Below are 20394 nucleotides of genomic sequence, written 5' to 3'. Positions count from 1 at the left end.
AACTAATCAATAAATTACCTAAAAAATCAACCTGTAACACCATGAACATAAATCTCGCAGGGCGAATTTCAACCAGGACAAACTGGTTTAGAAAACTGGTATTTGCCACCGGTGGAATTTTGCTTTCCTGTTCCAGTTACTCGCAAACGGATGACATTGATGCATTTCTTATAACCAAAATGCAACAGCGAAATATTCCGGGAATGCAAATAGCCATTGTTAAAAACGGTGAAATTGTAAAATTGGGCAATTATGGAGTAGCTAATCTTCAGGATTCAGTTCCGGTAACGGAGAATACTGTTTTTGTCATTAATTCCATTACCAAAGCTTTTACCGGAGTTGCTATTATGCAATTGGTTGAAGCTGGTAAATTAAACTTGTCATTACCTGTTTCTACCTATTTGGATGATTTGCCGGAGGTATGGAGAAGCGTGACCATCCAGCAATTGTTATCACATACTTCCGGAATTCCTGATATTGTAGATGAGGAAACTGACCTGATAGAAAAAGGCGAAGAAGCATCCTGGAAGAAAGTTCAAACACTGCCTAACGATTTTAAGCCTGGCGAAAGATTCAGCTACAACCAAACCAATTATTTAGTGCTGGGCCGTGTTATCGATAAGCTAAGCGGTATGCCCTTTACAGAATTAATTATCAAAGAGCAGTTGCAAAAGGTGGGGATGACCACAACGGCAAAGGCCGGTTTTGGTGGTTCCAGAGATGTGACAGCAAACGGTGCCCGGGAATATCGGTTTACGAAAGGTAAACACACGAACATGTATTTCTGGTTGCCGCCATCCCTACAAACTGCGGCTGGCATGAGCTCAACTGCCAAAGAATTGGCAAATTGGACAATCGCGTTGCAAAACAAACAGCTTCTAAAAGAAGACCAAAGTCTGGCTGCTTTGTGGACGCCTGCCCGTTTAATCGGTGGTAGATTAGGTGGGTTTAGCGGTTTCTTGAACGGCTACGCTGTAGGCTGGCCAATTGTTGCCAGGGAAGAACATCCTGCTGCGGCGGCTGTTGGTGGCAACCGTTCGGCTGTTTTTGTTTATCCGGACGATAACCTTTCTATTATTGTGCTGACCAATTTGATGGGAGCACAGCCTGAGTCTTTTGTTGATGAACTTGCCGGGTTTTATATTCCGGATATGAAGGAAGCGAACGGATTTGGACTTTCACCATCTGTAAAACTATTGAAGATCGAACTCGACAAATTAGGATACAAAAACGCTATCAGCCGGGTAAAGAAGATTAGAAAAACTACTCCAACTTTTAAGCTTAATGAAAACGAAATAAATAACTGGGGATATACACTACTTAAGCAAAACAGAGTTGCTGACGCTTTGGAAATATTTAAGTTGAACGTTGCACTTTATCCTCAAAGTGCAAATGCATTCGATAGTCTTGGTGAAACGTACGCTACTATGGGCGATAAAGCGCTGGCAATCAAGAATTATGAGAAGTCCGTTCAGTTAAATCCCAAAAATGAAAATGCGATAGCAGCATTGAAAGATTTAAACTAAAGTCAATATGGATCAAACGCTTTTTTATCCGCTAAGTTTCTAGACAATATTAATGAAAGTTATCACCTACAATGTAAACGGAATCCGCTCTGCCATCAGTAAAAATTGGCTGGGGTGGCTGCAAGCTACCGATGCGGACGTGATTTGTTTACAGGAAATAAAATGTACACCGGATCAGCTTGTTGATATTTTGCTGCTCGAGCAAATGGGCTATCAGCATTACTGGAACCCTGCCGTTAAAAAAGGCTACAGCGGTACGGCCATTTTTACAAAGCATACGCCGAAACACGTTGAATATGGATGCGGAATTGAAGATTATGATCGCGAAGGTAGAGTAATACGGGTAGATTTTGAACATTGCTCGGTTATGAGCACTTACTTTCCTTCCGGCTCCAGCGGGGAGGAGCGTCAGAAATTTAAATTTAAATTTTTGGATGATTTCCAGGAATATATAGACCGGTTAAAACTTGAATATCCCAGATTGGTAATTTGTGGCGACCTCAATATTTGCCACCGGGCCATTGATATTCATAATCCAAAATCAAATGCCAATTCATCAGGCTTTTTACCTGCCGAACGGGATTGGATGGAGCAATTCATTAACAGTGGATTTATTGATTCTTTCAGGTACTTTAATTCCGAACCACACAATTATACCTGGTGGAGTTTCAGGGCAGGAGCTAGGGGTAAAAACCTGGGATGGCGTATCGATTATAATATGGTTTCAGAAGGTTTGCGGGATAATTTAAAACGGGCATCAATACTCCCCGAAGCCCGGCATTCTGATCATTGTCCCGTTTTACTCGAGCTGGCATTCTAAAGAATAATTGCAATTCTTATCTTCGGGAATGTCATTACTGCTGATATCGCATATTAAAGGTCTTGTGGGAGTTCATTCTCCTGAATTACGCATTCTTCGCGGAAGTGCAATGGCTAATCTCCCTGTTCTTGAAAATTCATGGCTTCTCATTGAAAACGGACTTGTAAGGGATTTGGGATCTATGGATTCTGTGCCTGAATTTGGTTCTGAACTTCAGGAAATAAATGCCGCCGGTAAGTATGTAATACCTTCCTGGTGCGATTCTCATACTCATTTGGTTTTTGCCGCCAGCCGGGAAGAGGAATTTGTAATGAAGATTAAAGGACAATCGTATGAAGAGATTGCCAATGCAGGAGGCGGAATTTTAAATTCGGCCCGGAAGCTTGGAAATACATCAGAAAATGAACTTTTTGAGAGTGCCTGGAAACGCTTATCAGAAGTAATGCAGCTGGGAACCGGAGCCATTGAAATTAAAAGTGGCTATGGTTTAACCATAGAAAGTGAACTGAAAATGCTTCGGGTCATCCGCAGGTTAAAAGAAAATTCCTCTATTCCTGTAAAGGCTACATTTTTAGGAGCCCATGCTTATCCGTCAGAGTTTAAGAATGATCACAATGGATATTTAAAACTTCTTATTGACCGACTTTTGCCTATTATGGCTGATGAAGGTTTAGCGGATTATATAGATGCTTTCTGTGAACAAGGATTTTTCTCTGTTGATGAAACAGCAAAAATTCTGGAAGCCGGAGCGAAATATGGTTTAAAACCTAAAATCCATGCAAATCAATTATCATCCATGGGCGCTGTTCAGGTTGCTGTAAATCACCAGGCATTATCAGTTGATCATTTGGAAGTAATGGATGATAAAGCCTTGCAAAGTCTTGCAAACTCCGAAACTATTGCCACACTTCTTCCTTCATGTTCTTTATTCCTGGGAATTCCGTTTGCAGATGCACGGATGCTGATAAATAAAAATATTGCTGTCGCTTTGGCATCAGATTACAATCCGGGTTCTACACCTTCGGGTAATATGAATCTAGTAGTCTCTCTAGCTTGCATGCGGCAGAAAATGCTTCCGGCAGAGGCAATTAATGCGGCAACCATAAATGGTGCTGCAGCTATGGAATTATCAGATAAATATGGAAGTATCACAAAAGGAAAGATCGCAAACCTTTTTATAAGTAAAACTGTACCTTCATTAGAGTACCTTCCTTATGCTTTTGGTTCAAATTTAATTGACAAGGTAATCCTGAATGGTAAAATCTATTAATATGGAACGATTGCATATTTATACAAAAGAGCACTTACTATCCTTAACCTCCATCCGTGAAGGCGAAACCAAACTTGGAGAAAAGCTGCAGCTGGTATCCGGTCTGGAAAATTTAACCAGCCTGTCTTGTAAATTTGTTCTTTTGGGTTTGCCCGAGGATATTGGAGTTAGAGCGAACTTTGGTTTGGGTGGTGCACATACGGCCTGGGAACCCGCTTTAAAAACATTGGTAAATATTCAAAGCACAAAACGCTTTACCGGCGAAGAGATGGCTGTGTTAGGTCATCTGGATTTTGAAGGTGAGTTAAAAGCTGCAGAGGACTTAAATCCACATCATGTAAACGATTTGGAGCAAATGCGTGACCTGGTTAGCAAAATAGACGACCGGGTAACCGGGCTTTTACAAATGATTTTTAATGCCGGGAAAATTCCAATAATAATTGGGGGAGGACATAATAATTCGTATCCAATATTAAGAGCCTTATCCCGGCAATTCAATCGCCCGGTAAACACAATCAATCTGGATGCGCATAGTGATTTCAGGATAATGGAAGGGCGACATAGCGGAAATGGTTTCAGATATGCTTTACGTGAAAATTTTTTGAATAAATATGCAGTTTTGGGTCTTCAGGAAAATTATAATTCCCAGTCATTAGTTGATGAAATGACCGCTTTAAAAAGTCAGATACGCTACTATTTTTTGGAGGATTTCATCAGAGAAAATGACAGTCACGACCGTGCTTTTCAGGATGCCATGAATTTTACGGAAGGCATATGCGGATTAGAAGTAGATCTTGACTGTATCGGCGGAGCCTTATCAAGTGCTATTTCTCCAACAGGTTTTACAGTTACACAGGTTCGGGAGATGATCACTCAAACTAAATTACGCCAGTTTTTCTATCTGCATATTGCAGAAGGGGCAGTTCATTTAACAGATGGCAGGGAGGATCAGCTTACCGGGAAGCTTATTGCAACTTTAATAAGTGATTTTGTTAAGGCTCAGCTGAGATAATCTAAAATTCCCAAATTTTTGACGGTGTTATACATGCGTTTAAAGGGATATCAAATTCATTTAAATCATTGATTTGATCTACCGGGTCAAAGAATGACAGACCAATCTTTTGAACATCATTCCGGCAGGTTTTTAAAAATTTATCATAAAATCCTTTTCCGTAACCTACTCGGTTACCCTTCAGGTCAAAAGCCAGCAGGGGAACAAAAACGGCGTCAATCTGGCTTGATGAAATTATTTTTCCGTGAATTGGTTCCGGAATATCGTATTTATTACGTCCCAGAATGGTATATATGGGATCAAATAATACATTTTCAATTTCAATTAAATCGAAGTTGGTACGCGGAATAACGATTTTTAGCTGAGGCTCTTTCTCTTTAAAATATTCCAGAATGGAAAATGTGTCAACTTCCAGATGCTTATTAATGGGCATAAACAAATGCACTAATTTAAACTGATCCCAGTTAATTTTTGCTACCTGCTCCAGCAGGTTTTCGTTTAAAGTCCAATATTGCGAGCGGCTTAAGTTCTTTCTTCGCTCTAAATATGTTTTACGTAGAGTTTCTTTGTACACATCGCAATGTATAAAACTCTGTTAATTTTCGCCGAGAAAAATCCAAAAAAAAAACGGCCTCAAATTAATTGAGACCGCACTAATCAACCTAAACCTAAACCTTATCTTTATAGTCAAAAAACTATTTAACTCTTTCTATATAACTCCCGGAACGGGTATCAACTTTTACTTTATCTCCCTGATTAACAAACATCGGCACTTTTATTTCAACGCCTGTTCCAACTGTTGCGCTTTTTAAAGCGTTTGTTGAGGTATCACCTTTAACTGCAGGTTCTGTGTATGTTACTTCTAATTCTACAAATTGTGGTGCCTGCGCCATAATTGGCTCTTCACTTTCCATAGAAACAATTACATTCATTCCTTCTTTAAGAAAGCGTGCTGCTTCGCCGAAAAGAGATTTTGGAATGTTAAATTGTTCGAATGATGTATTATCCATTACTACATAATAATCACCTTCTTCGTATAAATACTGATAATCATTTGTTTCAACCCGGCAAATCTCAACCTGCTCGTCAGTACCCATACGGGCTTCAACTGTTTTGCCTGTTTTAATGTTGCGCAACTTGCCTATATAGAACGCACCGCCTTTTCCTGGAGTGCGGTGAATAAATTCCTCTACCACTACCAGTTCTCCATTAAGGCGAAGGATATTTCCATTCTTTATATCAGATGCTTTTGCCATTGAATTTGTTCCGGATTTCGAGCCGCAAAGATATATTGTTTATTCTATAAAAAAACGATTTGTGAAAATATTTTTTGATGATTTGAAAAATCGTCATTACAGTTGTTTAAACGATGATTTTTTTAATTAGAAAACAGTAGTTGTATAAGAAATTTAGATCTGTGAAGCGGAGTTCTTACTTATAATCAGCAACATTTAATGTTTGCTTACAGAATTTATATTCGTGTTCCTGGTTGGAACAAACAATGACTAAGCGATTAAGTGAGAATTTTTCAATAAGAGATAAATACCAGTGAATCCCCTGGTTGTCAAGGTTGGCTGTTGGTTCATCTAATAATAAAACCGGTGTTTGGGAACAAAATGCCAAAGCTAGTTTTACCCGCTGTTTCATCCCTGATGAGAAGTATTTTAAGGCTTTATGCTGTGCTTTATCTAATGCCAGAAGGGCAAGAAAGTCTTTTGAATCCATACCATCGCGGTAGCTTTTAAAACTGAAATGAAAATCGATTATTTCCTGTAAAGTAAATTCTTCAATTAACTCCATATAAGGAGCTGCCATACTTAAATGGGAATATACATTTTCAATATGGATGGCACGATCATTTTCTGAATAGGAAACCGTTCCGGCAGAAGAAGTTAAATTGCCCGCGATTATTTGAAGCAGTGTTGATTTACCTGAGCCATTTGCACCTAAAATGGCGTACGACTCATTCATTTTAAAAGTAAAGGAAATTTCTTTAAATATCCAGTCACGATTAAACCTGCGGCCAATTTTCTCTAAAACTATTTGCATTAATTTTTCCTGTAAAAGGATAAAGTCAGAAGCTTATCAGGAGTTTCCAAAGCCCTTCATTACGCCGCGATTTGAATTTCGGATGAACCCGAGAATTTCATCGCGAATTTCGGTTGGCTCCCTTTCAGTTTCAATAATATCCAGCGCTCTGCTAATATTAAATTTCTTTAAGAAAATAGTGCGGTAAATATCCTGAATTTCATTAATCTGATCAGAGGTATATCCTCTTCTTCTTAATCCTACAGAATTTATCCCTACATAGGATAAGGGTTCGCGGCCGGCTTTAGTATAAGGAGGCACATCCTTACGAACCAGAGATCCTCCTGAAATAATAGAATGTGCACCTATGGAAACAAATTGATGTACCGCTGAAGCTCCTCCTATAAATGCATAATCCTCCACTTCTATGTGTCCGGCAAGCTGAACGGAGTTGGCAATAATGACATTATTCCCAATCACGCAATCATGTGCGATGTGTACATACGCCATTAAAAGGCAGTTGCTGCCAATGGTTGTCGTGTTTTTATCTAATGCGGTTCCGCGGTTTAAGGTTACGCATTCACGGATTATTGTATTGTCGCCAACAGTAACGGTAGTTGCTTCTCCTTTATATTTCAGATCCTGAGGAGGAGCAGAAATTACTGCGCCCGGAAAGATTCTGCAATTTTTGCCAATGCGTGCTCCATCCATAATAGTTACGTTAGAACCAATCCAGGTTCCTTCGCCTATAACCACATCTTTATAGATGGTTACGAAAGGTTCAATGACTACATTTTCGGCAATTATTGCCTGCGGATGGATGTATGCTAGAGGTTGGATCATGCTTCTTTTTTATCTTCAACTCTTGAAATTAATGCCATAAGCTCTGCTTCAACCACTATTCGGTCTCCAACCATGCCTATACCTCTCATTTGTGCAATACCGCGGCGAATAGGTGCCATCAGATCGCAGCGGAAAATGATCGTATCTCCGGGAAGGACCTTATCTTTGAACCGGGCATTCTCAATTTTAAGAAGATAAGTTAAGTAATTTTCCGGATCCGGAACTGTATTTAATACAAGAATTCCACCGGTTTGAGCCATAGCCTCAATCTGTAAGACTCCGGGCATTACCGGTGCATCCGGAAAGTGACCCACAAAGAACGGCTCGTTCATAGTCACATTTTTAACCCCCACCACATGGGTTTTAGTGAGCTCGATAATTTTATCGATCATCAGCATAGGCGGACGATGAGGTAATATATTCATCACCTCTACAGTATCATACACCGGTGTTGCGTTCGGATCGTATACCTGTACATGTTTCTTACTCTTTTCTTTTTTTATCTGGGCTTTAATCTTCTTGGCAAAAGCGATGTTGGCCGCATGACCCGGACGGGCTGCCATAATATGGCCCTTTAAAGGAACACCAACCAATGCCAGGTCTCCAATCATATCTAGTAATTTATGACGGGCAGGTTCATTCTGGTGACGCAGTTTAATATTGTTTAAAATCCCTTCCTGTGCAACATCAATATCATCCCGATTAAATAAAACAGCCAGATGTTTCAGTTCTTCGGGAGTTACTTTTTTATCAACCACAACAATTGCATTATTCAGATCGCCGCCTTTTATCAAATTATTCTCCAGCAACATTTCCAGCTCATGCAAAAAGCAGAAAGTTCTGCAGGAAGCTATTTCTTTTTTAAATTCAGATATGGTGGTAATTGCCGCATGCTGACTGCCCAAAACCTGAGAGTTATAGTCAATCATACACGTAAAACGATAATCGTCTAATGGCATGGCTACAATTTCAACCTTACGGTCTGGTTCAGAATAATGAATATTACTGGGGATATTATAATATTCGCGGTCGGCATCCTGCTCTTTAAAACCTACTTTTTCAAGGGCTTCTATAAACATCAGAGCACTTCCGTCCATAATCGGAATTTCCGGCCCGTCTAATTCCATTAAAACATTATCCACTTCAAGTCCAACTAATCCTGCTAAAACATGCTCAACCGTACTGATACTTGCTCCGTTCTGCGAAATAGTTGTTCCACGGGAAGTATCGGTTACATTGTCAACATCCGCATCTACTACAGGAGATTCCGGCAAATCAATTCGTTTAAACTTATAGCCATGATTTTCTGCTGCGGGTTTAAATGTCATTGTTACCGGCTGGCCGGTATGCAGTCCAACACCTGAAACAGAAATCTCCGACTTGATTGTTCTTTGTTTTACGTTCATAATAGTACTTGCCTTAAAATCAGACCGGCTTTTTATTTCCTTCTGTCAGTTCTAAGATCTGTTTTTCTAATTCTTCAATTTTTTTGTACATATCCGGAAGGCGAAGCATCATTACCTGGATTTTTAAAGATTCCCTGTAATTTGTTAATGGAACACCATTCCAATTTTTATTCTCTTCTTTTATGGAATTGTTGACACCGGATTTTGCCCCTATATTAGAACCTTTGGCAATATTAATATGACCAACCACACCAACCTGTCCGGCTATAACACAGTTTTCACCAATTTTGGCGCTTCCAGAAATACCTGTTTGTGCAGCAACCACAGCATTTGATCCGATCTCTACATTATGAGCTATTTGTATCAGGTTGTCCAATTTAACTCCTTTGCGAATTATTGTCGATCCCAAAGTAGCACGATCAATACAGGTATTTGAACCAATTTCCACATGATCTTCAATGATCACATTACCTATCTGACTAACTTTTTGGAAACTTCCATCTTTTTGAGGAGCAAAACCAAACCCATCGCTACCTATTACAGTGCTAGAATGTATAGTTACATGATCCCCAATAAGGCAATCAAAATATACTTTTACTCCAGAAAAAAGAGTTGAATTATTTCCTATGGATACATTATCTCCCAGGTATACATGCGGATAGATTTTGGTATTATCTCCAACATTTACATTAGGACCGATGTAAGCAAATGCACCGATATACGTGTTTTTGCCAATTATAGCAGTGGGATGTATGAAAGAATGGTCTTCTATTCCCTTCTTATCTAATTTGATGGTATTATATTGATCTAACAAGATCGAAAAAGCGCTGTATGCATCTTTAACTCTTATTAAAGTTGCCTGAACCGGCTGAGAAAGAACCAGATCTTCATTAACTATAATCACAGATGCCTGTGTATTATACAGGAATTGTTCGTATTTGGGATTAGCTAAAAACGTAAGTGATCCTGATTGAGCATCCTCGATTTTAGCCAGTTGATTAACTGACACCTCCGGATTACCTTCTAAGGTTCCATTCAATAAAAGACCAATCTGGTGTGCAGTGAATTGCATGCGGCAAATTTAGGTGTTATTAGTTAACGAACAAATTTTGTCCGTGTTAGCATTATTTACTTAGAAACGTATTTATTCTGATTGTTTCAATTCTTTCAGATAACATAAAATATATTTTTTAACAGTCTTGGCAAGTGCTTCCAAATTGGAATTGTCAGAGGCTATAGTAATATCCTGAATACTGCCATCTTTCATTAAAAGATTAATATTACCATCACCTACGCTGTAAGCATTGTTCTTAATTGTATCGGTAAATACAAAATAAGATGCGTCATCCTCATCTACATTGTATTGGATGCCGGCCGAGTTTACTAAAGTATCAATATTTTCAGCTAAAGGCTGTTCATTACTTATTTCTACCTGATAAAGATTCCTGTCAATAAGGTGCTGACAAAGGGTTGATAAAATCAAATCTTCATCTTTAGCCCAAACTTTTATGGATGTAAATATATCATGATCATCAAGTCTCGAAAATTTTTCGAGATGTTGGGGGTCATTGGTAAAATCTTCTCTTGATATTGACTTGTTCAGAAAGTGCGCAAAGCAGGGTGTTGCGAATAACTCTCTTCCTGTTAAGGATATTTCTTTTGCTCTTTCGAGGATTTTAACCAGCATTTGCTCTGCCGCGATAACTGTTTTATGTAAATAAACCTGCCAGTACATTAAACGGCGTGCAATCAGAAATTTTTCAATTGAATAAATACCTTTTTCTTCTACCACCAGCTGGTCATTTACCACATCAAGCATTTTGATAATGCGGTCGAAGCTGATAACCCCTTCAGAAACTCCTGTAAAAAAACTATCCCGGCTTAGATAATCCATGCGATCTATATCTAACTGGCCGGAAACCAACTGGTAAAGAAATTTTTTGGGGTATCGTTTTTTGAAAATTGACAGAGCCATATCCATTTTTCCGCCAAACTGACGGTTTAAATTATCCATGAGCAAAGCAGAAATATGCTCATGAGATATTCCTTCAACAATAGTGTGCTCTAGCGCATGCGAAAATGGGCCGTGGCCGATATCATGTAAAAGTATAGCAATTGTAACTGCCTCCTCCTCTTCTTCTGAAATAGAATGTCCTTTGCTTCGCAGTGTTTCTACAGCCAGTCCCATAAGGTGCATGGCGCCTATAGCATGATGAAAACGGGTATGCAGCGCACCCGGGTAAACCAGATGAGTCATGCCCAGCTGTTTGATATAACGCATCCTCTGAACATACGGATGCTGAATTAAATCGAAGATTAATTCAGAAGGAATAGTTATAAATCCGTAAACCGGATCATTAATAATTTTTTTCTTATTCAATCGTGGAAGGCTAAGGCACAAAAATTGTTAATTTTAATGAGATTATGAATTTAAACGTGATTCTGGTCTTTATAATACTTAAATATTACACTAATGCAGGAAACAACCATTTTATGGGCCGATGATGAAATCGATCTGTTAAAACCACATATATTATTTTTAAACGAGAAGGGATACAATTTAAAGACAGTTACCAATGGTAATGATGCCCTTGATTTGTTCAAGAAAGAAAAATTCGATTTGGTTTTTTTGGATGAAAATATGCCCGGTTTAACTGGATTAGAAACGCTAGCAAAAATCAAAAGCATTAATCCGGATGTCCCCATTGTTTTGATTACAAAAAACGAAGAGGAATATCTGATGGAAGATGCCATCGGATTTAAAATTGATGATTATCTGATCAAACCGGTTAATCCAAAGCAAATTCTTTTAACCATTAAAAAGCTGATTGATAATAAGCGACTGGTTAGCGAGAAAACGTCAATGGCTTATCAGCAGGATTTTAGAACGCTGGGAATGACATTGAACGAAAATCTGAGCTTTTCTGAATGGGTTGATGTATATAAGAAATTGGTTTACTGGGAACTCTCACTTGAAAAACTGGAAGATGCCGGCATGCACGAAATTCTGACAATGCAAAAGTCGGAAGCAAATGTTCAGTTCTGTAAGTTCATTGAAAAAAACTACCTCTCCTGGATTAAAGATCCGGAAAGTGGTCCGGTAATGTCTAATCAATTATTTAAAAAGAAGGTGTTTCCGTTACTGGAAACTAATGTGCCCGTATTTTTTGTTTTGATAGATAATTTAAGATATGATCAGTGGAAAATGATCAATTCTATCCTCACCGAATATTATCATGTTGAAGCTGAAGACAGCTATTACAGCATTTTGCCTACAGCAACACAATATGCCCGAAATGCTATTTTTTCAGGTTTAATGCCCCTGGAAATGGAAAAACGTTTTCCGGATATGTGGCAGAATGATGAAGATGAAGGAGGAAAAAATCTGCATGAAGAAAAATTCCTGGCAGATCATATTCAAAGAGGTCTTCGCAAAGAATGTAAGTATTCTTACCATAAGGTTTTAACTTTTGAGCAGGGTAAAGATGTTACTGAAAATATTAATAATATGATGAGTAATGATCTGAACGTGATTGTCTACAACTTTGTGGATATGTTATCGCATGCACGTACAGAAATGGCCATGATCCGCGAACTTGCAAATGATGAAGCCGCTTACAGATCATTAACCTTATCCTGGTTTGAGCATTCTCCATTGCTTGATGCGTTGAAGAAGCTTTCGCAAAAAAAGATCAAATTAATTATAACTACTGATCACGGAACAATTAGCGTAAAACATCCGAGTAAGGTTATCGGCGATAGAAATACAAACACAAATTTGAGGTATAAGCAGGGGAAAAACCTGAATTTTATTGCCAAGGACGTCTTTCATATTAAAAATCCGCATGATGCGATGCTTCCTAAATTGCATATAAGTTCGAGCTTTATTTTTGCTAAGGAAGACAGCTATTTTGTTTATCCAAATAATTATAATCAGTTTGTGAATTATTTTAATTCTACTTTCCAGCACGGGGGTATATCTTTAGAGGAGGTAATAGTTCCTTTTGTAACGTACACTCCCCGTTAGTTGAAAAAATTGCTTTAAAAGATTGCTGAATCGGGCAGAATGTTAATTTTGTTCTATGAATTTTAAAGCCGAAAACCCTGAGCAACTTTCTGAAGCGGCAAGCCGGCTTTTGAAAGTTGCGGGTGATCATAAAATATTTCTTTTTTTTGGTGACATGGGAGCCGGTAAAACCACTTTGATTAAAGCTCTTTGCCATCAATTGGGAGTTACTGATTCTGTATCAAGTCCAACCTATTCTCTGGTGAATGAATATCCCTTATCTAAAGGTTTAATTTATCATTTTGACTTTTACAGGATTAAAAGTCAGGAAGAGGCTTTTGATATTGGCTTTGAAGAATATTTATATTCAGGCAACTATTGCTTTATTGAATGGCCTGAGCAAGTTAAGGATTTGTGGCCTGATTCATTTGTCAAGGTGACGATTGAAGTAGTAAGTGAAACTTCAAGGAATATAACTGCAGAGATAACTAATTGAATTAATGCTATTTTTACGTTGTCAAATTTGTAATTTCAAAAACTTTACTGAGAGCCCATGATGAGTGAATTATCTGACATTGCAAAGCAGGCTTTATTGCAGCCTCAGGAAGCGATGCTGGAAACGAAAAGCAAAAAGAACAATCTATATATCGGAATACCTAAAGAAACCTCTTTCCAGGAAACTCGTATCGCTCTAACCCCTCTTTCTGTTTCGCTTCTGGTTAACAACGGTCATCGGGTAGTTATTGAATCCGGAGCAGGCTCAGGAGCAAATTTTTCAGATTCTGCTTACAGCGAACAGGGAGCAAAAATAGTTTATGATAAAAAAGAAGTCTACCGGGCCGATCTGATTATAAAAGTAGCACCGCCCACAAGCGATGAAATTGAGATGATGAAGAACGGCCAGGTTCTGTTTTCCGCATTACAGATGGCCATTGTAAAGCCTGAATTTCTGCATTCACTCATGAAGAAAAAGATCACCGCACTATCTTTTGAATACCTGCGTGATGAAGGAAATTCGTTAAGCATTGTAAGGGCTATGAGTGAAATTGTTGGCGCCACATCAGTGCTAATTGCCGCCGAGTATTTAAGCAATGTTTTTGAAGGCAAAGGCCTGATGCTGGGTGGAATCACCGGAGTTCCGCCTACAGAAATTGTTATTCTGGGAGCCGGAACCGTTGGAGAATATGCCGCCCGAACATCTATTGCACTAGGTGCAGAGGTTAAAGTTTTCGACAGTTCCGTTTATCGACTTCGCCGTTTGCAAAATAATATAGGAACCCGCGTATTTACATCGGTAATTCAGCCGGTAGTTTTGCAGAAAGCGTTGTGGAGCTGCGATGTAGCAATCGGAGCAATCCGTGCACAGCATGGTTTCAGTCCCTGCATTGTATCAGAAGAAACCGTTTCTAAAATGAAACCTGATTCAGTTATTATTGATGTATCTATAGATCAGGGTGGTTGTTTTGAAACTTCGGAAGTTACAAATCATACTCATCCAACGTTTAGAAAGCATGATGTTATTCATTACTGCGTTCCTAACATAGCTTCGCGTGTAGCCCGGACTGCTACGTACGCACTTACAAATATTTTAACTCCTATTTTGGTTGATATTGGGGATAAAGGTGGCATAATGAACGTTATATGGGAAAAACCGGGTGTTCGTAATGCTATTTATCTTTACCAGGGCCAGTTAACCAATATTGATCTTTCTGAAAGATTTAATATTCCTTTCAAGGATTTAAACCTGCTTATTGTTTCTAACCGATAAATGAGGAAGATCTTCTTTTTATTCATGCTTCTGTATGCCGGAATATGCCCGGCTCAATCCATAAATTCATATGGCTTAGCAATTATTGATGATGTTGCTGATTATAAAAAAACAGTTCATAAAAATAATGATAATGAACTAGTGGAGATCAAAAACTACATTCCCAATATTAAATTGGATATCAGGTATGCGGGCACCAATAATTTTAGTAAGAAGGCGGTTTATAATCAAGCCAGAGCATTTGCACGCCTGCCCGTGGTCAAAGCCTTAGCATTGGTCCAGCAGGAATTAAATCAAAAGGGCCTGAGTTTAAAAATTTACGATGCATATCGGCCATATGCTGTTACTGTAGAGTTTTTCGAAACTGTATCTGATAAAAACTTTGTTGCTCATCCTAAAAATGGTTCAAGGCACAACCGTGGCTGCGCAATAGATTTAACCATTGTTAAACTGAAAAATGGCAGGGAATTAAAGATGCCAACGTCCTATGATAGCTTTGCTCCCGAAGCCAGTCCGGATTTTAAAGATCTTCCAGTACGCGTAATTAGAAATCGAGATCTTTTAATAGATCTTATGAGTAAACACGGCTTTTCTGTTCTTTATAATGAATGGTGGCATTTTGATTTTAGAGACTGGAAACAATTTGATTTGATGGATATTCCCTTTAAACAACTATAATATGAAATTACCCGAAGCCACCAAGAGCCGGATGGTTAATCAAACCCAGGTAATTGAAAACCTGATTGAAGGTTTGACAAATGAAGATTTGAACCTGAAATTGTATGAGGGAAAGTGGTCAATTCATCAGCATTTAGCACATTTATCTTCCTATAATTATATCTTTCTAAACCGCATTGAAACCATTATGGGAACCTTCAATGCAAAATTTGATTCCTATCAAGCTGAAAGCGATCCTGCGTTTTTGCTGGCTTGCCAAATGTCTGCTAGAAATTTGTTGGATTATTTAAAGGAAGGCAGGCAAAAGTTGCGTGAAATTTTATTTTCTCTGGATTCAGGAGAACTAAGCAGAGCCGGATTTCATCCCAAATATGGAAACCTGTCAATAATTATGTGGACCGAATTATTCCTGCTTCACGAGGCGCATCACATCTACAGCATCTTAAGGATGTCTAATCAAATAAAGTCTGCTTAAGCGCTAAGTATTCATCCGTAATTTGAGATTTATATTCCTATTTTTAATTAAAATATTAGGATTATGAAAAGATTATGGGCGTTGCTTTTGATGATATGTTCTGTTTCAGCATTTGCTCAAACAAGCGCATTAAATTCTCAGGTTAATAAATCTGCTGATAAAGTTGAGGAGAAAGTAATTGCCTGGCGGCGGGATTTTCATCAACATCCCGAACTTGGCAACCAGGAATTTAGAACAGCCGGAATTGTTGCCAAGCATTTGCAGTCATTGGGGATTGAGGTTAAAACAGGTGTTGCTAAAACAGGCGTTGTCGGAATTTTAAAAGGAGGTAAAGCTGGTCCTGTGGTAGCTTTGCGTGCTGATATGGACGGATTGCCGGTTGTTGAACGTGGAGATCTGCCTTTTATATCCAAAGTAAAAAGTACTTTCAATGGCAATGAAGTTGGGGTTATGCATGCCTGCGGCCATGATTCTCATGTTGCAATTTTAATGGGTGTGGCAGAAGTTCTGTCATCCATGAAAAAGGATTTAAAAGGAACCATAAAATTTATTTTTCAGCCTGCAGAAGAAGGCCCGCCTTTTGGTGAAGAAGGTGGTGCGGACTTAATGGTTAAAGAAGGGGTGATGCAGAATCCGAAGGTTGATGCAATTTTCGGTTTACATATAGATGCACAAACAGAGGTTGGAAAGATTACTTACCACCCAGGAGGTACTATGGCGAGTGTGAACGATATGCAGATTATTGTTAAGGGAAGATCGGCACACGGAGCTGCACCCTGGGCTTCTGTAGATCCGATTGTGACGGCTGCGCAAATAATAAATAATTTACAGACTGTTGTTAGCAGGAATTTAAATGTTACCGAAAATGCGGGCGTTGTTACTATTGGTTCAATTCATGGCGGCAACCGTTCCAATATTATTCCTGAACAGGTTGAAATGATGGGAACAATTCGGGCTTTAAGTTCTGAAGATGAAAAACTGCTTATTGAGAGAATAAAGACCATTGCCACTAAAACTGCCGAAAGTTCGGGTGCTGTTGCTGAAGTTAAAATTCCGTTTAGTGTAAGGTATCCTGTTACGTATAATGATCCCGCTTTAACCGAAAAAATGCTTCCTTCATTGAAAAACACAGCGGGAGCAGATAAAGTAGTTTTAGTTCCTGCAGAAACCGGAGCTGAAGATTTTTCTTATTTCCAGGAAAAATCTCCCGGCCTGTATGTTTTTTTAGGAGGAATGCCAAAAGGAAAAGATCCTAAAAAGACGGCATCACACCATACACCAGATTTTTTTATTGATGAAAGTGGATTCACTTTGGGGGTAAAAGCACTTGCTAACCTCGCTTTGGATTATATGGAAATGTCGGTCAAGTAATATCATTTAAAAACAAAAAAACCTGCTCTTTTTGGAGCAGGTTTTTTTAGTAAACAAATTTTTTAAAAAGGAAGATCATCGTTTGGACTATTCTGATCATACGTCATTGGCTGTTCTTCTTGTTTATTCAGGCCGTTATTTGGAGTGTGATTGTTGTTGGAAGTTCCATTTTCAAAATCACTTTTTCTACCCAGCATGGTAAAATTTTCTGCAACTACTTCTGTAGTATATTTTTTGTGACCTTCCTTATCTTCGAAAGACCGGGTACGCAATTTACCCTCAATATATACCAGTTTCCCTTTCTGAAGATATTTGGAAGCTACATCAGCCAAGCCACGCCACATTACGATATTGTGCCATTCGGTTTGCTCAATTTTCCGGCCTTCTTTATTATAAGTTTCTGACGTTGCCAATGGAAAGCTGGCCACACTAACACCTCCCTCGAGGTGCCGGACTTCGGGATCTTTTCCCAGATGTCCCACTAAAATCACTTTGTTAATTCCAGACATAAGATTTTCATAAATAAGATACCCTCAATTTAGAAAAACTTTTTGAGGAACTCAAATATAAGTTTTGGCTGCGCAAGTTCCTTCAAAACCTGCTCTCCAGCGAAAAAATAATTTTTTGGGATGGATTTATAATCAACGTTGGGTTCAATTTCAATAAACTGCGCATGTAATTTTTGATGACTTAAAAGATGTTTAACAGGCTGGTGAACTTTTTTTAAGATGATTTTATTCCCGAATTGCGACGTGAAATTTTCTGATTGAATTATATTACTTGCATCTGTGGCAAACTCGGTTTCAATTAATGGGAATTGATGAAGATTTTGCCATATATCATTACTCTGAAGTTTATGAATTAAAAATTGGTCTTCCCTTTTAAGTACAATATAATTGAAGAAGCGGTTGCGGACTTTTTTTGCTTTCAGTTTAACCGGGAGTTCCTGAATTCGACTTTGCTGGTATGCCTGGCAGGAACTAATTAAAGGGCATACAGAGCAATTCGGATTTACAGGTTTGCATTGTAAGGAACCAAATTCCATTACAGCCTGGTTATAGGTTCCGGCCTGGTTTTTATCCATCAGCTCATTGGCAAGCACAGTAAAAAGTTTTTTGCCGGCTCCGGTGTTAATGGGGGTATCAATTCCAAAATATCTCGACAGAAGTCTGAATACATTGCCATCAACCACTGCCTGAGCTTCATTGTTTGAAAATGAAGAAATTGCTGCAGCAGTATATTCTCCAACTCCTTTAAGTTTTAAAAGCTCTGAATATTTATTGGGAAAATATCCTGCATGTTCTTCCATCACCATCTGTGCTGTATGATGCATATTTCTGCCCCGTGAATAATAACCTAATCCCTGCCAGAGCTTTAAAATCTCATCTTCTGTTGCCGAAGCAAAATCTGAAACGGTAGGAAAAGTTTCTGCAAACCGGTTAAAATAAGGCGTTCCCTGTTCTACCCGGGTTTGCTGCATAATAATTTCGGAAAGCCAGATGATATAAGGATCAGTGGTATTTCTCCATGGGAGATCACGTTTATGCAGTTGATACCAGTTAATAATTTCCCCGGAAAAGTTCATAATCAGCGCCTCTTTATAAACCTGGCGGCTGCAAAAATAGTTTACTATTTGTTTTATAGTGAGTTGGTTTAAAAAAATCGTCAATATATTTCCCTAATTCAATTTAAACCAATACTTTTGCAACCCCAAAACAGTTAAGTATTTACGATAAATAATAGAATAAAAACAAAAATGACCAAGGCAGAAATTATTGCAGAGATCTCTACAAAAACGGGTATAGAGAAAGTAGATGTTCAGGAGGCTGTAGAGGCATTCTTCAAAGTAGTGAAGAATTCAATGGTAAGTGGGGAAAACGTATATGTGAGAGGTTTCGGTAGTTTTGTTGTAAAAAAGAGAGCTAAAAAAACAGCACGTAATATTTCTAAAAACACAGCTATCATTATTCCGGAACATTTTGTACCAAGCTTCAAACCAGCAAAAGTATTTGTAGAAAAAGTTAAAACAGGTAATAAAACTCAAGCAGAAGCTTAATATTAAAAACTCCCTTTATGATTAATAAGAAGCAAATAATTGTTGTTGTTTCAGTAATATTACTGATGGCGGTATTGCTTTCTTTAGATATTAAGGGTCTTGTTAAGCCTAAAGAACAACCGGGAACTGCAAATGCTGCAACTACAGAGGCTGCTGCAGTAAGTAATGTTAGCCTGGAACAGGTATCAGCTACCGCGAAGGAGGATTTAAATGCCAATCTTGCTAAGCAGGTTTCTGATCTGGAAAATTCTTTAAAAAGTGCATCAGAAAGTGAGAAACCGGCTCTGCACAAGAAGCTTGGAGAATTATGGAATGATGTTAACAAGCCTGCACCGGCAGCCTTTTATTACGAGTTTATTGCAGGTAAAGAAAGTAATTACGAAAACTGGCTAAAAACCGGCGATCTTTTTACAGATGCATATCAGAATACATCTGATTCTTTAAGTCAGCCTGCTTTAGTTCAAAAGGCTATCACTGCGTATCAAAAAGCTCTTGAAATTAATGCTAAGAGTTTAGATGCCAGAACAGGTCTGGGTATTGCGTATGTTAGCGGAACGCCAAACCCAATGCAGGGAATTCAATTGCTATTAGAGGTAGTTAAAGAAGATCCTCAAAACATTAAAGCGAATATGAACCTCGGTTTATTTTCAATGAAATCAGGCCAGTTTGATAAAGCTGTTAATCGTTTTAAAACGGTAGTAGCTCAAAAGCCTGATCCTGAAGCCTGGTTCTATCTTGCTTCAAGCTATGAAAACCAGGGATTAAAAGAGGATGCGATTATGGCGTACCTTAAAAGCAAGGAGCTTGCCGCCGATCCGAGTTTAGGTCAGTTTGTAGACCGTAAAATCAAAGAATTAAAGCAATAATTATTATAAAACATTTAAAAAACTAAAGTTATGCCAAGCGGTAAAAAAAGAAAAAGACATAAAATGGCTACTCACAAACGTAAAAAGCGTTTAAGAAAGAACAGACATAAGAAAAAATAGTAAGCAGTCATTTTAGAGCGATCTTTTTCAGCTTCGGCTAAGATCATTTTAACCTTAGACATATAGTAAACCTCCCGCTCCAAAGCGACGGAGGTTTACTGCTTTTCTCTGTATTTCTAATTCATACTTGTATTTAACGCATGGTGGAC

At 38.4% G+C, this 20394-nt stretch carries 20 protein-coding genes and 1 pseudogene; 12 read left to right on the top strand and 9 right to left on the bottom strand.

The annotated features are described in order from the left end of the window. The first annotated feature begins 41 nt into the window (after nucleotides 1-41). The 4 genes from G521_RS0103680 to G521_RS0103665 are packed head-to-tail and all read left to right on the top strand — an operon-like array spanning nucleotide 42 to nucleotide 4628. The gene (locus G521_RS0103680; RefSeq protein WP_081675013.1) at nucleotides 42-1526 is read left to right on the top strand and encodes a serine hydrolase; all 1485 of its coding nucleotides are present in this window, start codon (nucleotides 42-44) and stop codon (nucleotides 1524-1526) included. A gap of 52 nt (nucleotides 1527-1578) precedes the next feature. Continuing rightward, a complete protein-coding gene (locus tag G521_RS0103675; protein WP_026897322.1) occupies nucleotides 1579-2346 on the top strand; it encodes an exodeoxyribonuclease III in 768 nt (255 codons plus the stop codon). Nucleotides 2347-2374: 28 nt separating this feature from the next. After that, nucleotides 2375-3616, top strand: a complete 1242-nt coding sequence (gene hutI, locus G521_RS0103670; RefSeq protein ID WP_026897321.1) for an imidazolonepropionase — start codon at nucleotides 2375-2377, stop codon at nucleotides 3614-3616. A 1-nt stretch (nucleotide 3617) separates the two neighbouring features. Then, nucleotides 3618-4628, top strand: coding sequence for an arginase family protein (locus G521_RS0103665; protein ID WP_026897320.1), 1011 nt, complete (start codon nucleotides 3618-3620; stop codon nucleotides 4626-4628). A gap of 1 nt (nucleotide 4629) precedes the next feature. On the opposite strand, the gene G521_RS0103660 is transcribed toward G521_RS0103665, so the two are convergent. From G521_RS0103660 to G521_RS0103630, 7 genes are all read right to left on the bottom strand, one after another. Next, nucleotides 4630-5202, bottom strand: coding sequence for a 5-formyltetrahydrofolate cyclo-ligase (locus tag G521_RS0103660; RefSeq protein ID WP_026897319.1), 573 nt, complete (start codon nucleotides 5200-5202; stop codon nucleotides 4630-4632). 121 nt (nucleotides 5203-5323) lie between these two features. Next, nucleotides 5324-5884, bottom strand: a complete 561-nt coding sequence (efp, locus tag G521_RS0103655) for an elongation factor P (RefSeq protein ID WP_026897318.1) — start codon at nucleotides 5882-5884, stop codon at nucleotides 5324-5326. 175 nt (nucleotides 5885-6059) lie between these two features. Continuing rightward, nucleotides 6060-6677, bottom strand: coding sequence for an ABC transporter ATP-binding protein (locus tag G521_RS0103650; protein ID WP_026897317.1), 618 nt, complete (start codon nucleotides 6675-6677; stop codon nucleotides 6060-6062). A gap of 36 nt (nucleotides 6678-6713) precedes the next feature. After that, nucleotides 6714-7499, bottom strand: coding sequence for an acyl-ACP--UDP-N-acetylglucosamine O-acyltransferase (gene lpxA, locus G521_RS0103645; RefSeq protein ID WP_026897316.1), 786 nt, complete (start codon nucleotides 7497-7499; stop codon nucleotides 6714-6716). Beyond that, complete coding sequence (locus G521_RS0103640; RefSeq protein ID WP_026897315.1) at nucleotides 7496-8905, bottom strand: bifunctional UDP-3-O-[3-hydroxymyristoyl] N-acetylglucosamine deacetylase/3-hydroxyacyl-ACP dehydratase; 1410 nt, start codon at nucleotides 8903-8905, stop codon at nucleotides 7496-7498. Before G521_RS0103640 ends, lpxA begins: the two co-directional genes overlap by 4 nt. Nucleotides 8906-8924: 19 nt before the next feature. Next, nucleotides 8925-9977, bottom strand: a complete 1053-nt coding sequence (gene lpxD, locus G521_RS0103635; protein ID WP_026897314.1) for a UDP-3-O-(3-hydroxymyristoyl)glucosamine N-acyltransferase — start codon at nucleotides 9975-9977, stop codon at nucleotides 8925-8927. A 72-nt stretch (nucleotides 9978-10049) separates the two neighbouring features. After that, nucleotides 10050-11285, bottom strand: a complete 1236-nt coding sequence (locus tag G521_RS0103630) for an HD domain-containing protein (protein WP_026897313.1) — start codon at nucleotides 11283-11285, stop codon at nucleotides 10050-10052. 93 nt (nucleotides 11286-11378) lie between these two features. Here G521_RS0103630 and porX point away from each other — a divergent pair, with 93 nt between their 5' ends. The 6 genes from porX to G521_RS0103600 all read left to right on the top strand — a co-directional run bounded on the left by porX (nucleotide 11379) and on the right by G521_RS0103600 (nucleotide 17203). Beyond that, nucleotides 11379-12932, top strand: a complete 1554-nt coding sequence (gene porX / locus G521_RS0103625; protein WP_026897312.1) for a T9SS response regulator signal transducer PorX — start codon at nucleotides 11379-11381, stop codon at nucleotides 12930-12932. Nucleotides 12933-12987: 55 nt separating this feature from the next. Next, nucleotides 12988-13407, top strand: coding sequence for a tRNA (adenosine(37)-N6)-threonylcarbamoyltransferase complex ATPase subunit type 1 TsaE (tsaE, locus tag G521_RS0103620; RefSeq protein ID WP_026897311.1), 420 nt, complete (start codon nucleotides 12988-12990; stop codon nucleotides 13405-13407). Between the two features lie 60 nt (nucleotides 13408-13467). Continuing rightward, a complete protein-coding gene (locus G521_RS0103615; protein WP_026897310.1) occupies nucleotides 13468-14679 on the top strand; it encodes an alanine dehydrogenase in 1212 nt (403 codons plus the stop codon). Further along, nucleotides 14680-15357, top strand: a complete 678-nt coding sequence (locus G521_RS0103610) for a M15 family metallopeptidase (protein WP_026897309.1) — start codon at nucleotides 14680-14682, stop codon at nucleotides 15355-15357. A 1-nt stretch (nucleotide 15358) separates the two neighbouring features. After that, on the top strand, nucleotides 15359-15832 hold the full coding sequence (locus G521_RS0103605; protein ID WP_026897308.1) for a DinB family protein: 474 nt from the start codon (nucleotides 15359-15361) through the stop codon (nucleotides 15830-15832). A gap of 63 nt (nucleotides 15833-15895) precedes the next feature. Further along, nucleotides 15896-17203 (top strand): amidohydrolase, encoded by a 1308-nt coding sequence (locus G521_RS0103600; RefSeq protein WP_026897307.1) that lies wholly within the window; start codon nucleotides 15896-15898, stop codon nucleotides 17201-17203. A 62-nt stretch (nucleotides 17204-17265) separates the two neighbouring features. Here the strand turns inward: G521_RS0103600 and G521_RS0103595 are convergent, their stop codons facing one another. Both G521_RS0103595 and mutY read right to left on the bottom strand, forming a co-directional pair. After that, nucleotides 17266-17712, bottom strand: a complete 447-nt coding sequence (locus G521_RS0103595) for a single-stranded DNA-binding protein (RefSeq protein WP_026897306.1) — start codon at nucleotides 17710-17712, stop codon at nucleotides 17266-17268. A gap of 38 nt (nucleotides 17713-17750) precedes the next feature. After that, nucleotides 17751-18788: pseudogene (mutY, locus tag G521_RS0103590) on the bottom strand (A/G-specific adenine glycosylase); the annotation flags it as partial. Nucleotides 18789-18959: 171 nt separating this feature from the next. Between mutY and G521_RS0103585 the strand changes: the two are divergent. Both G521_RS0103585 and G521_RS0103580 read left to right on the top strand, forming a co-directional pair. Continuing rightward, on the top strand, nucleotides 18960-19259 hold the full coding sequence (locus G521_RS0103585; RefSeq protein ID WP_026897304.1) for an HU family DNA-binding protein: 300 nt from the start codon (nucleotides 18960-18962) through the stop codon (nucleotides 19257-19259). Nucleotides 19260-19276: 17 nt separating this feature from the next. After that, nucleotides 19277-20125 carry a tetratricopeptide repeat protein gene (locus G521_RS0103580; RefSeq protein WP_026897303.1) on the top strand — a complete coding sequence of 283 codons (849 nt, stop codon included), beginning with the start codon at nucleotides 19277-19279 and terminating at the stop codon, nucleotides 20123-20125. Nucleotides 20126-20394 lie beyond the last annotated feature (269 nt).

It is taken from the genome of Daejeonella oryzae DSM 19973 (assembly GCF_000422945.1).
GTDB lineage: Bacteria > Bacteroidota > Bacteroidia > Sphingobacteriales > Sphingobacteriaceae > Daejeonella > Daejeonella oryzae.
Note: the sequence above shows the minus strand (reverse complement) of the source record. Positions and strands in the feature narration are given on the sequence as shown.

Coding starts and splice junctions, on each gene's coding strand:
- G521_RS0103680 (WP_081675013.1), top strand. CDS start 42: ATGAACATAAATCTCGCAGGGCGAATTTCAACCAGGACAAACTGGTTT.
- G521_RS0103675 (WP_026897322.1), top strand. CDS start 1,579: ATGAAAGTTATCACCTACAATGTAAACGGAATCCGCTCTGCCATCAGT.
- hutI (WP_026897321.1), top strand. CDS start 2,375: ATGTCATTACTGCTGATATCGCATATTAAAGGTCTTGTGGGAGTTCAT.
- G521_RS0103665 (WP_026897320.1), top strand. CDS start 3,618: ATGGAACGATTGCATATTTATACAAAAGAGCACTTACTATCCTTAACC.
- efp (WP_026897318.1), bottom strand. CDS start 5,884: ATGGCAAAAGCATCTGATATAAAGAATGGAAATATCCTTCGCCTTAAT.
- G521_RS0103650 (WP_026897317.1), bottom strand. CDS start 6,677: ATGCAAATAGTTTTAGAGAAAATTGGCCGCAGGTTTAATCGTGACTGG.
- lpxA (WP_026897316.1), bottom strand. CDS start 7,499: ATGATCCAACCTCTAGCATACATCCATCCGCAGGCAATAATTGCCGAA.
- G521_RS0103640 (WP_026897315.1), bottom strand. CDS start 8,905: ATGAACGTAAAACAAAGAACAATCAAGTCGGAGATTTCTGTTTCAGGT.
- lpxD (WP_026897314.1), bottom strand. CDS start 9,977: ATGCAATTCACTGCACACCAGATTGGTCTTTTATTGAATGGAACCTTA.
- porX (WP_026897312.1), top strand. CDS start 11,379: ATGCAGGAAACAACCATTTTATGGGCCGATGATGAAATCGATCTGTTA.
- tsaE (WP_026897311.1), top strand. CDS start 12,988: ATGAATTTTAAAGCCGAAAACCCTGAGCAACTTTCTGAAGCGGCAAGC.
- G521_RS0103615 (WP_026897310.1), top strand. CDS start 13,468: ATGAGTGAATTATCTGACATTGCAAAGCAGGCTTTATTGCAGCCTCAG.
- G521_RS0103610 (WP_026897309.1), top strand. CDS start 14,680: ATGAGGAAGATCTTCTTTTTATTCATGCTTCTGTATGCCGGAATATGC.
- G521_RS0103605 (WP_026897308.1), top strand. CDS start 15,359: ATGAAATTACCCGAAGCCACCAAGAGCCGGATGGTTAATCAAACCCAG.
- G521_RS0103600 (WP_026897307.1), top strand. CDS start 15,896: ATGAAAAGATTATGGGCGTTGCTTTTGATGATATGTTCTGTTTCAGCA.
- G521_RS0103595 (WP_026897306.1), bottom strand. CDS start 17,712: ATGTCTGGAATTAACAAAGTGATTTTAGTGGGACATCTGGGAAAAGAT.
- G521_RS0103585 (WP_026897304.1), top strand. CDS start 18,960: ATGACCAAGGCAGAAATTATTGCAGAGATCTCTACAAAAACGGGTATA.
- G521_RS0103580 (WP_026897303.1), top strand. CDS start 19,277: ATGATTAATAAGAAGCAAATAATTGTTGTTGTTTCAGTAATATTACTG.